The following is a 13469-nucleotide window of genomic DNA, read 5'->3' on the forward strand; positions in this document are numbered from 1 at the left end:
AGTAGATATATTCTTTTTGTTTACTTATCTTAACATAGTTCGGTTTTTTTGCGCCGACCTACTTAGAAAATCAGATAATTCTCAAACCCCCTAACTGACAATCTTCGCAAACCCTCCAACCGTGGATTTTGAACCGGATACAGGCGACCCATTCCCGACATTTGAGCCAATCTCGCAAATGTCTGACGTGCTGCATCAAAAAAACGCAATGCAGCATCAAGATTATTTTGAGCAATATAAGCAAAATTTTCGTCTAAATCTTGACTTGCTCTTGGTGTAATGACAATCCGTTTAGTCATTGCTGCTGTCGGTCAAGTTTCTGCACCAACTGAGCGCGTTTTTGCTCCCACCAATCATCGGTAATCTCTATCGAATTGCCACTATCCAAACCAGCCAACAATAACGACTCAACCCGCGCGAGTCTTGCTTGTTCTTGGCGAATTAGGTGCAAGATGTATTCCGCTGCATTACTGTAGCCTCCGATTGCCACTTGTTCGTTAATAAAATTTTCAATTGAATCGGGAAGAGGAAGATTGAGGGTCATATTTTTTATCCTTCCTGATGTGTGACCTTGGCATATTTTAACTATTATAGGACTTATGCACGGGTGGTCAGAAACCGGGTTTTTTTGCCCAGAAGACGCGCTACAGACCGCAAAAACCCCAAAAAACCCGGTTATGAAGGTTTTGATGCGTCAAGGACTATATTTATCAACCAGGTTGAAACCGCCGAGTCTTAAAAGAAAAGTCCTCGCGGGAGACTACTGTACAGAAGCGAAAACCGGAGACTACGCGGAAACCAAAGCCACGCGAAAACCGATGTCTGAGTAACGATCGCCCGCCAAATTGCTAAGACGATACGCACTGCGACAATTCACCGCAGTGTCCTTCCAGGAACCGCCACACCGCACCCGGCGATCGCTTCGATCGTTGTCGAGATGACTGCACCATTCCCAAACATTTCCGTGCATATCATAAAGTCCAAAAGCATTGGGTGAAAAATTCCCGACATCAGTTGTTTGTTTGCGGTAAAGTCCCTTCGATGCCCCAGCGTAGGGATTATTGCCATTATAATTAACTAAATCTGGGGTAATAGTTTCGCCAAAATAGAAAGGTGTTTTAGTTCCGGCGCGGCAAGCATATTCCCATTCCGCTTGTGAAGGTAAGCGATAAGTCTTGCCTGTTTTTTTAGAAAGCCGCTTGCAGAATTCCACAGCGTCATTCCAGCTTACTTTTTCGACAGGAAGTTTCGCACCTTTGAACTCAGAAGGGTTATTTCCCATCACCGCTTGGTATTGTTCTTGAGTTATCTCATATTTACCAATAAAAAAAGCAGGGATATTCACGGTACGCTGCGGCCCTTCATAACTACTTCGTCCGGCTTCCGTATCGGGCGAACCCATCAAGAAACTGCCGCCAGGAAGTGCTACCATCTCTAGAGTAATAGCATTGCCAATATTTTCTATAAAAGCCTGTGCTTTTCCTTGACGGCGGTTGGCAATTTGCCCCGTTGAGTTGACTGTCACTGTTTCAAAAGTAAAGCTTTTTAAAGCATTGGAAGATGGCGTAGGTTTTGGAGTTTCTGGTGCGGGTTTTGGAGATGGTTTTGGAGAGGGTTTTGGCGATGGACTTTCTGCTACAGATTGTGGAGATGGTTTTGGCGATGAACTTTTGGCTGTAGTTTTTGGAGATGATTTTTGAGCTGAGGATTTAGGAGATGGGGCCGCCTTGTTGGATGAAGGTGGAAGATTTGGTGAAGATGAAGAAGTTTTGTTGTTCAACAAACTTTGACCCAGCACAGCTAATGCAAAGCCTCCCCCAGCAAAACCCGCTAATTGCAAGAAACCTCGCCTTGTTGTGTTAGTTCGTAACGGCAAAGAGTGCTGTGGAATCACAGGAATTGTGGGAATTGGTGTCGGTGCGGGAGATTGTCTTGACTGACCGTGAAAATCTCTTAAAACTTCCTCTGCTGATTGATAGCGCTGCTGGATATCTTTTGCCAACAACTTAGATAAAATCAATTCCAATTCCTTGTCTATGGGACTCTTCAAATGTTGCTGCCAATTTCCAGTCCAGCTATAACCGTGTTCCGTCCACAAACCATAAGGATGTACCCCCGTCAGTAGATGAAAAGCCGTCGCCCCCAAGCTAAACAAATCGCTTGCTGCATAAGCTTCACCCCCTTGCATTTGTTCAAGCGGTGCATAACCATGCGAACCAATTTGCGTTCCCTGTCGCGATATCACTGTTCCCGACAACTGTTTGGAAACTCCGAAATCAATCAGCACTAACACACCGTCGCTGCGACGGCACATAATATTCTCAGGCTTGATATCTCGGTGAACAATTTTTTGTTCGTGAACAAATTTGAGAACAGGTAGAAGTTCGAGTAATAGTTGCTTAACTTGGCTTTCTTGCCACATTCCCTGATTGTGGAAAAGCGTCAACAAATTCTCCCCATCAACAAACTGCTGTACGAGATACAAATATTTGTTGTCTTCAAAGTAGGCATCAAGGGATGGAATTTGGGGATGTTGTCCTAGCTGTTGCAGTTGTCTAGCTTCTAGCTGAAATAATTCTACCGCTTTGTTAATCGCCCAAGTTCCCTGGACATCGGGTGCTAATTGTTTAACGACACAGGGTTGATTTAGTCTATCAATATCTTCTGCTAAATAGGTTCGACCGAAGCCACCTTGACCGAGGAGTTTGATCATGCGGAAGCGATTTCGCAGGATGGGTACGAGTTGAAGGCCACAACTGATGCAATATGTTTGCCCGTCAGGGTTTTGAGGATTGGGGCAGTCGGGATTGATACAGCAAATCATTTATTTTAGGAATGATATTGTTTATATTGTATAGATTGACTGGGCGATTGAATCGACGATTGATAGGGCGATTGAAAAAATTATCCTAATTTGTAGGGTGCGTCGCTGTGAAATTTTCTAGGCAATTTGCAGATTTTTAATGCGACGCACCTTACTATTGTGTGGTGCGTCGCTGTGAAATTGTCGATCTTCCTTACAGATTTTTGATGCGACGCACCCTACCACTACTACGCGGAAACTAGGACGAGGAAGAAACCGAAGCTACCGCCACACGAAAACCCCAGTTCCTCAACTTGTAGCCCGCCGAATTCCTGTCACGATCGGCACTACGGGAATAGAGCGCATGGTTGTTCCATGAACCACCACGCAGCACCCGCTTATTATCCGTTGCAGTTTCCCAAGAACTTCCGTCAGTCGGTGCGCCACTATAATTATCGTGCCATTTATCGCTGCACCATTCCCAAACATTCCCCTGCATATCATACAAACCAAACGGATTCGGCGGAAAACTCCCCACATCCGTTGTTTGTTTGCGGTAAAGTCCCTTCGGCGCAGCATTGTAGGGATAATTGCCATCATAATTAACTAAATCCGGGGTAATTGTCTCGCCAAAATAGAACGGTGTTGTAGTTCCCGCGCGACAAGCATATTCCCATTCCGCTTCCGATGGTAAGCGATAAGTCTTCCCTGTTTTTTGAGAAATTTTCTGGCAGAATTCCAGAGCATTATTCCAGCTTACTTGTTCTACAGGACGTTTCAAACCTTTGATATCAGAAGGGTTATTCCCCATCACTACTTCCCACTGTTCTTGAGTAATGGGATATTTACCCATAAAAAAAGGAGAGATATTAACAGTACGCTGCGGCCCTTCATTGTTACTTCGCCCTGCTTCTGTACTGGGGGAACCCATCACGAAACGGCCGCCAGGAATTGCTACCATGTCTAAGATTGCACCGCTACCTAAATTTTCGCTGAAAAATTGTGCTTGACGCTGTTGGCGGTTAGTTATATTACCCCGCACATCAACTGTCACCACTTCAAAGTCTATTTTTTGTAAATTTATGCTATTTTTGGGCGTTGACTGACGTTGAAAATCTATTAAAACTTCCTCTGCTGATTGATAGCGCTGCTGGATATCTTTTGCCAACAACTTAGATAAAATCAATTCCAATCCCTTGTCTATGGGACTTTTCAAATGTTGCTGCCAATTTCCAGTCCAACTATAACCCTGTTCCACCGACAAATCAGAAGGATGTATCCCCGTCAGTAGATGAAAAGCCGTCGCCCCCAAGCTAAACAAATCACTGGCTGGATAAGCTTCACCCGATTTCATTTGTTCAAATGGTGCATAACCATCCGAACCAATTCGCGTTCCCAGTCTCGACATCACTGTTCCCGACAACTGTTTGGAAACTCCGAAATCAATCAGCACTAACAAACCGTCGCTGCGACGGCGCATAATATTCTCAGGCTTGATATCTCGATGAATGATTTTTTGTTCGTGAATAAACTTGAGAACAGGTAGAAGTTCGAGTAATAGTTGCTTAATTTGGCTTTCTTGCCAAATCCCCTGATTTTGCAAAAGGTTTAACAAATTATCACCATCGACAAACTGCTGTACGAGATACAAATATTTGTCTTGTTCAAAATAGGCATCTAGTGATGGGATTTGCGGATGTTGTCCTAGCTGTTGCAGTTGTCTGGCTTCTTGCTGAAATAATTCTCTCGCTTTGCTACTCTCCCAAGTCCCCTGGAAATTTGGTGCTAATTGTTTAACGACACAGGGTTGATTTAGTCTATCAATATCTTCTGCTAAATAAGTTCTGCCGAAGCCACCTTTGCCGAGGAATCCGATGGGGCGGTAACGGCTTCGCAGGATGGGTACGAGTTTAAGGCCACAACTGATACAATATGTTTGCCCGTCGGGGTTTTGAGGATTGGCGCAGTCGGGATTGATACAGCAAATCATTTATTTTATGAATGATACTGTTTATATTGTATAGTGTCTAAGAACCCGGACTTCTGTTATAGGTTTTTCTAAGAATCGTGAATTTTGTAAGAATTTGGGGTTATTGGGCGTGTTTTAAAACCGGAGATCCCCCTAGCCCCCCTTAAGAAGGGGGGGACAAGAGTATTCAAAGTCAGCCCCTACTCCCCTTTTTAAGGGGGATTTAGGGGGATCGAAACTTCAGGTTGTCAGGCAGATGCAATCCGACGCTCGATCGCATTATAGAACCGATCGCCCATCTCACCCATCGCAACCTCAATTAACACTTGATTGTCAGCACTCACAACCCGCAAAGGTGATTCAGCACAGCAAACTACACCAATTTTCTGCCACATATTGGTCAAATGTTCTTGCAGGTAAGCTTCCCAAATTCCTTGATTTTTCGGTGCGACTGAAACTACAATGCAGTTGCCCATTTCACCAAACAAAATTTCATCCCAGCGGCCGACATTTGCCGAATTACAACTGAGATGAATTTCTGCACCCATTTTAGCAGAGATACAGGATTCGGCGAGGGCGATCGCAATTCCACCTTCCGCACAATCATGGGCAGAACCTACCCAACCTTGCCGAATTCCATCACGACAAACCGATTGCACTTTTCTTTCCAACTCAAAATCTATCCTTGGCGGTTTCCCAGCTACAATCCCGTGAATTGCCGCTAAATATTCCGAACCTCCCAAAGTAGGAGAAGTTTCGATTTTTGAGCTTTCAGATAGCGAAGATTCACCCAAATCCATCCGTGTATCCGTGTCATTCTCCGTGTCGTGCGCTTGGGAATTTTCAGATAGCAAAGATTCACCCAAATCCATCCGTGTATCCGTGTCATCATCCGTGTCGTGCCGCCCCATTCCCAGCACATAAATTAAATCACCTTTCTTTAGCCAAGCTTGGCCGCAAATCTTCTTCAAATCGGGAATTAACCCCACCATTCCGATTACCGGAGTCGGATAAATTGGTTGAGGATTCCCCTCAGCATCAACAGTTTCATTGTAAAGAGAAACATTCCCCCCAGTCACAGGCGTTCCCAACTCCCGACAAGCATCAGCAATCCCGCGACAAGCTGAGGCTAACTGCCAATATCCGATCGGCTTTTCGGGACTGCCAAAATTCAAATTATCAGTAACTGCCAGAGGTTCAGCGCCCACACAACTTAAATTTCTCGCTGCTTCCGCTACGACTGCTTTTGCACCTTCATAAGGATCGAGATAAACATAACGAGAATTGCAATCAACCGTTGCAGCAACTCCGGGAATAACCCCTTGCTGCGGCACTTCCTTCTTGCTAAGGGGGGGAGAAAGTTTTGGAGTTTCCCTACCTTGTGCCTTTGTAAATAGAGGAATTACCTCTTCTTCCTGTTTGCTTTCAGAAACTTCAGAAACAGCATCTTCTCTCTTTAGCCCCCCCTTAGCAAGGGGGGGTTGGGGGGGTTCTTCCAGCCCTTTACCAAGGGAGGAGTGGCAAGGTTCTAGAGGACGCAATCTAACAACCGCAGCATCAGCGCCTCCCGGTAAAACAACAGTATTGTTTTGCACTTGATGGTCGTATTGGCGATAAACCCAGCGTTTAGAAGCGATGGTGGGAGTATCTAAAAGCGTTAGCAAAATCTGAGTCCAAGTTTGGAAATTGCCGTTAATTTCGATACCTGTAACTGTGGATTGTGGTAGGGAATCCGCTGTCCACTCCCATGCTTTTTTAGCATATTCTGGCGGCTCTGTCAATAGTTCTCGGTGATAAATTGGGGTGTTATCTGCCAAAGCAGTCGCGGTAATTTCGGCCGCGATTTCGCCTTTAAAGAGAATTCGGACGATCGGCTCTTCAATCACTGTACCCGCTACAACCGCGTGCAATCCCCAGCGATGGAAAATATCAATTAATTCCTGTTCCCGTCCTTTTTGGGCAACAAATAACATCCGTTCTTGGGATTCTGAAAGCAGGTATTCGTAGGGAATCATGCCACTTTCTCGAACGGGAACTTTGTCTAAATCGAATTCAATGCCGACCCCGCCTTTGGCTGCCATTTCTGATGTGGAACAGGTGATTCCTGCCGCACCCATGTCTTGGGCGGCGACGACTGCACCGGTTTTGAATGCTTCTAAACAAGCTTCAATTAAGGATTTTTCTAAAAATGGATCTCCTACTTGGACTGCGGGGCGATCGTCCATTGATTTGTCGGTCAATTCTGCACTGGCAAAACTTGCTCCTCCCATGCCATCTCGCCCCGTAGTTGAACCGACGTAAAGCACGGGATTTCCGATTCCCGAAGCGCCGGATTTGACGATTTCTTGAGTTTCCATTAAACCCAAGGCCATGACGTTAACTAGCGGGTTGCCAGAATAAGCAGGATCGAAGTAAACTTCGCCGCCAACTGTGGGCACGCCGATGCAATTTCCATAATGGGAAATTCCCGATACTACGCCTTTGAATAACCTCTGAGTTTTAGCATCGTCTAAGTTGCCAAAACGCAGGGAATTTAAAAGTGCGATCGGGCGAGCACCCATTGTGAAGATATCGCGGAGAATCCCCCCGACACCGGTTGCTGCACCTTGGAAAGGTTCGACTGCTGACGGGTGGTTGTGGGATTCAATTTTGAAGGCGAGTTGCAAGCCGTCTCCCAAGTCTACGACGCCGGCATTTTCTCCGGGCCCGACGAGAATTCGATCGCCCTCTGTGGGAAACTGTTTTAATAGTGGCCGCGAATTTTTGTAACAGCAGTGTTCGCTCCACATGACGCCGAACATTCCCAATTCAGCTTTATTAGGATGGCGGCCAAGACGCTGAACGATTTCTTCATATTCTTCAGGTGTGAGTCTTTCACCGGCAATTTGTTCGGGGGAAAATGGGGATTCGGAGATGGGAGACATGGAAACTCGTTATAAACCACAGGCTTTATTCTAAATGCCCTGCGGTTGCTTAATCTAAAATCTATAATCTAAAATCTAAAATCCCAGGCATTTGCTTGGTTAATCTAAAATCTAAAATCTAAAATCTAAAATCGAATGACTTTACCTCGAAATCTCAATTTTGCTAACCAAAACTTGCGGAACCGTTCTTTTAAAGGGCTTGACTTGTCAGGGGCGAATTTCAGCGGTTGCGACATTCGAGGCTGCAATTTCACCGGGGCGATTTTGAGGGGGGCAAATTTTCAGGGTGTCAGAACCGGACAAAGCCGCAGGCGGGTGAGAAATTTGATTGCTAGGGCTGGGGTGACAGCGGTGACAGTGACGGCTGCTGGGGCTTTGACGGGACTGATAGCCGGGGCGGATGCGGGGGCTGTGGCTGTGGCTGGAACCGCTGCGACGGCGATTGCTGCGACTCGGTGCGAGGCTGGGATTGTGGCGGGGGCTGTGGCTGGGGCTGCTGCTGCGATCGGGGCTAGCGGTATTGTGACATTTTTGGGCGGAGATACTCTCAGGGGAATTGTCTTATTTTTGGTTTCTGGGGTAATTCTGGGGTTAACTGCGATCGGCTTTTTTATCGCTGTTGAAGAAATAGAAAAATTATCGATAACGTCGTTTAGAAAAGCTGATTTAACTGATGCTGTATTCGATCCGGGGGCGGTTCTAGATGCCGATTTTTCCGATGCGCGAGGAGTGCCGTGGTAGACAACCTGCTTCTAAAATCTAAAATCTCAAATCTCAAATCTAAAATCGGATGACTAAGTTTCCCCACGATCAGTTTGCAAAAGAATACCTGCAAGAGTTATTGTCACCTCTTGGAGAAGTAGAAACGAGCAAAAACGTCACTGCTGAAGTTAGAGAAATTGATGTTTGGTTTCAACCAACTTCTTTTGAGGGCGAATATGTCCAAAGTTTGGGTTTGTTAGGTAAAATGGCTGCAACGGCGGCGATAATTGAACCGTTTCGCAATCCTGTGACTGCTGAGGGAATTTTTAGCTGTGTCGTTAAGTTATTAAATAGTAGAGCAGAGCTGGGGCGGCGGGCTAATCGAGAAAATCAACGTTTCGATGAAAGACAATTGCCGATGTTGATGTTGTGGATTCTCACTCCTACTGCTTCGGAGGCTTTATTAAGCAGTTTTGGTTTTCGGACTCCCGAAGAGTCTGAGGGCTGGGGGAGGGGAGTTTATTTTTTATCGGAGGTTTGGAGAGTTGGGTTAATCGCTATTCACCAGCTACCGAGGACTCCAGAGACGATATGGTTGCGGATGTTGGGTAGGGGTCGAGTGCAGCAAGGGGCGATCGCGGAATTAACTGCATTTCCCATTGATGCTTCAATTCGAGCTAATGCGCTACAATTACTTTACATCTTGCAGGAAAATTTGCAAGCGAATACACCAACTAATCCCACAATGGATGATGAAGATCAGGAGTTAGTTATGGCGATCGTACCCCTTTTTCAACAAAAGTTACAAGAAGCACGAGAACAAGGTCTTGTACAAGGTATTGTACAAGGTCTTGAGCAAGGAAGAGAACAAGGAATTGAACAAGGAATTGAGCAAGGAAGAGAACAAGGAAGAGAACAAGGAAGAGAACAAGGACAGCGGTTGATTTTAGAGAGTTTATTGCAGGTCAGATTTGGGGAGTTAGACCCGCTAACTGTCACCTTTTTGCGCCCGGTATCGGCTCTACCTACTGCCGAGTTTACGAGGTTGTTAGTGCAATTGTCTATGCTGCCGATCGCACAAATCGATCGCCAACAAGTCCAAACTTTGCTAGCGGAAAGTATTTTGAACAACCGCTTCACCCAATCAGGACAAGAAGAACGCCCGGTTAATCTCATCCCCAATTTGCTCAGCTTATCCCCAGAAAATTTATCATTACTGCTGTCAGAATTGCCTCAATTATCGCTGGAAAATCTGATAGCTAGATTACCCGATACACTTGAAAACTAACAATGTGGCGAGAACCCCGACTTCTTAAACAAGTCCGGGTTCTGGGTGTATAATCAGAGACTGTGGTAATTTGTCATTTGCCGATGAAATTGCGATCGTTCTTTTCTTTCCTCATTGCTGGCGTCTTGGCACTCTTAGGCTTGAGTGCCGGTGGTTTTTACTGGCTGACAACTCACACTCCCCTGAATTTGCTCGCTGGCGGGCCGACAACTACTCCGGCTGCGGCTGTGTTTGTCTCGAAACAAGCACCTTTGTTAGCTTCAATGCTGGTAAATCCCGATCGCCTCGAAGCATTGCGACAAGTTTTTGCCACTCCCGAAGAAAGAAGTCGATCGCACGCGGAATTTGAGCAAATCAAAAAAAGTTTCCTCGGCAATACAGGCCTGGATTACAGTCGAGATATCCAACCTTGGATAGGTGACGAAATAACCCTCGCCGTCACAACGCCAGATTTCGATGGCGACAGCAGCAACGGCAAACAAGCCGGGTTTTTGCTGGCGGTTTCCTCCCAAAAGGTCGATCGCAGTCAACAATTTCTCGACTCCTACTGGCGCCAACAATCTCGTGGCGATAAAACAGTGCAGTCGGAAATATATAAAGGCGTGAGAATTAATTATAAACAAGCACCAAGATCCCAGAAAAAATCTGCTTCGCTTTCGCCTTTTAATCCGTTTTCTCTGCCGACTTCCAAGTTGCCATCCAGCTTCGCAACAGCAGCCATCGGCGGTAATTTTAATTCTGGGAATAACCAAAGTTTTGTTTTATTTTCCAATAGCCCGATTGTGATTCGAGATGCAATTAATAACCTTGAAACAGCAAACCTAAATCTCAACAATACCCCGGAATATCAAAAAGCTTTGCAGCAGCTAACTCAAGGCAGAATCGCTTTAGCATTTGTCAATCTCCCGCAATCAGCAACCGAACAAAATCCCCAAGTTTCTCTTAATTCCCTCGCAGTTGCTGTCGGAGTCAACCGACGGGGATTGCTGGCTCAAACTGCTTTAGTGACATCGCGAGAAAACACAGCTTCTCCCACACTCTCCGAACCTGTGCAAGCCTTGCAATACATTCCCTCAGCCAGTCCTTTCGCGGTCGCCAGCACCGATTTAAGGAATTTTTGGGCTGATTTGTCATCGGCGGTTTCTACTAACGCTGAAGTCTCAAATTTAGTCGATCGCACCCTGGGAGATATTCAGCAAGTTTGGGGCGTCAACCTGCCGCAGGATATATTTGACTGGGTACAAGGAGAATACGCTTTAGCAGTGCTTCCGAATTCGTCAAATAGTGCTGACTGGATTTTTGCAGCCGAAAAATCTGCTAATTCCCAAAAGGATCTCGACAAACTCGATGAAATTGCCCGCAGCAAAGAATACAGCATCGGCAGCTTTACTCTGAGAAACCAGAAAATTACCGCTTGGACGCAGTTGACAACCAGCCCCAATTATGGTAAAGAAAATAATATAAAAAGTGCGATCGAAACCGAGGCAAAAGGAGTCCGAGCCACCGTCGGCAAATACGAAATTTTCACCACTTCAGTAGAAGCAATGGACGCAGCACTAGAAGCAGCAGAAACAGGCTCTTTAGTTGCCAATCAAGATTTTCAAACCAGTATTGAACCGCTACCGCCATCTAACGACGGCTATTTTTATTTAGACTGGCCCTCCAGCAGGGCAATTTGGGAAAAACAAATCCCGCTGTTGAGGTTAATTGAACTTTCGGCAAGACCATTGTTCGACCACTTGCGATCGCTCACTGTCACCAGTACGGGAGAAATAACAGGAATTCGCAAAGCTACTATATTTATGCGGCTCAATTAGTTAGAAGTCATTAGTCAGTAGTCATTAGTCAGTAGTCATTAGTCAGAAGGAAGAAGAAAAACAAGACACTATGCCCAATTCCCCATTCCCAATAACTAAGGACTAAGGACTAATGACTACTGACTAAGGACTAAGGACTAAGGACTAATAACTACTGGCTGCTTCACCTTTTTCGGTTGCCCAAAATAAGCTTGAAATACCTCTTTGGCGATCGGGGCTGCGGCAACAGAACCATAACCGCCATTTTCCACAACCACGGCGATCGCAATTTCCGGCTTCTCAGCGGGCCCGAAAGCCACATACAAAGAGTGATCCTGCTGTCCGATGACCTCCGAAGTCCCTGTTTTGCCCGCTGTTAGTGGAATCGTACCGTCATTCAATCCCTGTCCCGTACCCTGGGCAACTACCGCGATCAGTCCTTCCTTAACCACCTGAACTGTTGAAGGTTTCATCCCCGTATGTACCCGTTGAGTCTCCGCTGTGCCGGTCATAGAAGTCAAAAGATGAGGCTTCACGCGATAGCCCCCATTAGCGATCGAACCCACCATCACCGCCCCCTCCAAAGGAGTCATCAACACCAACCCCTGCCCGATCGACATCGTTACCGTATCACCCGCATACCAAGGTTCTTTATATATTTTCTCCTTCTCGGCCGGCGTCGGGGCTTGACCGTGATCGCCGCCGCCTAGCCCCAAAAGATTCAAATCCGTCTCCTTGCCAATTCCCAGGCGGTGTCCCCACTTAGCAATTTGCTCCGGGCCCGTACTAATCCCCACTTGATAAAAAAACGTATTGCTGCTGAAAGCCAAAGCATCCCGAAAGCCGATGTCGCCGAAACCGCCACTGTGTTCGTTAAAATCAATTCCCCCCACAGTAATGTAAGACGAAGTACCCAGAATTGAGTCCGGCGAAAATTTGCCCGACTCCAGGCCCGCCACGGAAGTCACAATTTTAAAGGTGCTGCCGGGGGGATAGCCTTGCATGGCCCGATTCAAAAATGGATTTTCCGGGTCTTGAAGAGTTTTCCACTCATCCTTAGTGATTTTTCGCGTAAACAGATTGGGGTCAAAAGTCGGGTGGCTGGCCATAACTAATACCGCCCCGGTTTTGACATCCAGCGCCACTACTGCTCCCCGGCGCTGCCCCAAGGCTTTTTCGGCTGCTTTTTGCATGGACAAGTCTATGGTTAGCTGCACCGCCTCACCGGGTTTGGGCGGTGTCTCTCCCATCAGCCGCAATTCTTGATTTTGGGCATTTACCTCGATCAGCCGATCGCCCCAAACTCCGGCAATCTTCTGGTTAGAGCTCGCTTCTATGCCCATTTGACCGACAATCATCCCCATCGGATATTCGGGATGAGCTTCCAAGTCTGCTGCGGTAGCTTCGCCGATATATCCGATAACGTGAGCCGCCAAACTGCCTTCGGGATAGTAGCGGTTCGCTTCTGGCCGCACTTCCACTCCCCGCATTTGTCCCACCTCTTCTGCTAGTGGCACAAACACCTCTGGCGGCATTGCTTGCTTGAGCCGCACCGGTCTATAGGATTGAGGATCGACCTCTTTTATTTTTTTTAAAATTTCTTCGACAGGGATTTTAACCAGCGGACTCAACTTTTCTGCTGTCGCTTTCCACTGTTCCGGCGTTTGTTCTTTCGGCCACAAATATACCGATCGAGCTAAATTGTTTGCCGCTAGCAACTTGCCTTGGCGATCGATAATGTGTCCGCGATTCGCAGGCATGGGCACTAGGCGAACGCGATTGTTTTCGGCTCGTTCCCGGTGTTGCTTCCCTTGTATCAGTTGCAATTCCACCAGCCGACTAGCATGCAGGCCCAGCAAACCTGTTGCCACTAGCATTAACACGATCGCCCGATGTATCGGACGATCCTGTTTCTTAGGAGTTTCCCCCAGGGTTTTGTCAGAAGAGTGAAATGCTGAGATTGAATAAACTTGTCGTTGCATCATTC

Annotated in this window: 9 protein-coding genes; 3 read left to right on the forward strand and 6 right to left on the reverse strand. The window is 46.5% G+C overall.

Annotated elements, in window-relative coordinates:
* Positions 1-62: 62 nt before the first annotated feature.
* From QUB10_RS16070 to purL, 5 genes are all read right to left on the reverse strand, one after another.
* Entirely contained in the window at positions 63-299 is a 237-nt protein-coding gene (locus tag QUB10_RS16070; protein WP_333203560.1) for a type II toxin-antitoxin system RelE/ParE family toxin, read from the reverse strand.
* Positions 296-544 carry a type II toxin-antitoxin system ParD family antitoxin gene (locus QUB10_RS16075; RefSeq protein ID WP_333203562.1) on the reverse strand — a complete coding sequence of 83 codons (249 nt, stop codon included), beginning with the start codon at positions 542-544 and terminating at the stop codon, positions 296-298. The genes QUB10_RS16070 and QUB10_RS16075 overlap by 4 nt, the downstream gene beginning before the upstream one ends.
* A gap of 243 nt (positions 545-787) precedes the next feature.
* Complete coding sequence (locus QUB10_RS16080; RefSeq protein WP_333203564.1) at positions 788-2824, reverse strand: bifunctional serine/threonine-protein kinase/formylglycine-generating enzyme family protein; 2037 nt, start codon at positions 2822-2824, stop codon at positions 788-790.
* Positions 2825-3062: 238 nt separating this feature from the next.
* Positions 3063-4793 carry a bifunctional serine/threonine-protein kinase/formylglycine-generating enzyme family protein gene (locus tag QUB10_RS16085; protein ID WP_333203566.1) on the reverse strand — a complete coding sequence of 577 codons (1731 nt, stop codon included), beginning with the start codon at positions 4791-4793 and terminating at the stop codon, positions 3063-3065.
* A 227-nt stretch (positions 4794-5020) separates the two neighbouring features.
* Entirely contained in the window at positions 5021-7696 is a 2676-nt protein-coding gene (purL, locus tag QUB10_RS16090; RefSeq protein ID WP_333203568.1) for a phosphoribosylformylglycinamidine synthase subunit PurL, read from the reverse strand.
* A gap of 135 nt (positions 7697-7831) precedes the next feature.
* On the opposite strand from purL, the gene QUB10_RS16095 reads away from it, so the two are divergent.
* The 3 genes from QUB10_RS16095 (at position 7832) to QUB10_RS16105 (ending at position 11503) form a co-directional block, all read left to right on the forward strand.
* On the forward strand, positions 7832-8437 hold the full coding sequence (locus tag QUB10_RS16095) for a pentapeptide repeat-containing protein (RefSeq protein WP_333203570.1): 606 nt from the start codon (positions 7832-7834) through the stop codon (positions 8435-8437).
* Between the two features lie 49 nt (positions 8438-8486).
* Positions 8487-9686 carry a flagellar assembly protein H gene (locus QUB10_RS16100; RefSeq protein WP_333203572.1) on the forward strand — a complete coding sequence of 400 codons (1200 nt, stop codon included), beginning with the start codon at positions 8487-8489 and terminating at the stop codon, positions 9684-9686.
* A gap of 62 nt (positions 9687-9748) precedes the next feature.
* Positions 9749-11503 (forward strand): DUF3352 domain-containing protein, encoded by a 1755-nt coding sequence (locus QUB10_RS16105; protein WP_333203574.1) that lies wholly within the window; start codon positions 9749-9751, stop codon positions 11501-11503.
* Positions 11504-11640: 137 nt separating this feature from the next.
* On the opposite strand, the gene mrdA is transcribed toward QUB10_RS16105, so the two are convergent.
* Complete coding sequence (mrdA, locus tag QUB10_RS16110; protein ID WP_333203576.1) at positions 11641-13467, reverse strand: penicillin-binding protein 2; 1827 nt, start codon at positions 13465-13467, stop codon at positions 11641-11643.
* Between the last annotated feature and the right edge of the window lie 2 nt (positions 13468-13469).

Origin of the sequence: Microcoleus sp. B5-D4 (genome assembly GCF_036705145.1) — a bacterium.
In the GTDB taxonomy this organism is placed as follows: domain Bacteria; phylum Cyanobacteriota; class Cyanobacteriia; order Cyanobacteriales; family Microcoleaceae; genus Microcoleus.

What these genes read in the sequence shown, in the direction of transcription:
- QUB10_RS16070 (WP_333203560.1), bottom strand. Translation starts at nt 299, where the DNA reads ATGACTAAACGGATTGTCATTACACCAAGAGCAAGTCAAGATTTAGAC.
- QUB10_RS16075 (WP_333203562.1), bottom strand. Translation starts at nt 544, where the DNA reads ATGACCCTCAATCTTCCTCTTCCCGATTCAATTGAAAATTTTATTAAC.
- QUB10_RS16080 (WP_333203564.1), bottom strand. Translation starts at nt 2,824, where the DNA reads ATGATTTGCTGTATCAATCCCGACTGCCCCAATCCTCAAAACCCTGAC.
- QUB10_RS16085 (WP_333203566.1), bottom strand. Translation starts at nt 4,793, where the DNA reads ATGATTTGCTGTATCAATCCCGACTGCGCCAATCCTCAAAACCCCGAC.
- purL (WP_333203568.1), bottom strand. Translation starts at nt 7,696, where the DNA reads ATGTCTCCCATCTCCGAATCCCCATTTTCCCCCGAACAAATTGCCGGT.
- QUB10_RS16095 (WP_333203570.1), top strand. Translation starts at nt 7,832, where the DNA reads ATGACTTTACCTCGAAATCTCAATTTTGCTAACCAAAACTTGCGGAAC.
- QUB10_RS16100 (WP_333203572.1), top strand. Translation starts at nt 8,487, where the DNA reads ATGACTAAGTTTCCCCACGATCAGTTTGCAAAAGAATACCTGCAAGAG.
- mrdA (WP_333203576.1), bottom strand. Translation starts at nt 13,467, where the DNA reads ATGATGCAACGACAAGTTTATTCAATCTCAGCATTTCACTCTTCTGAC.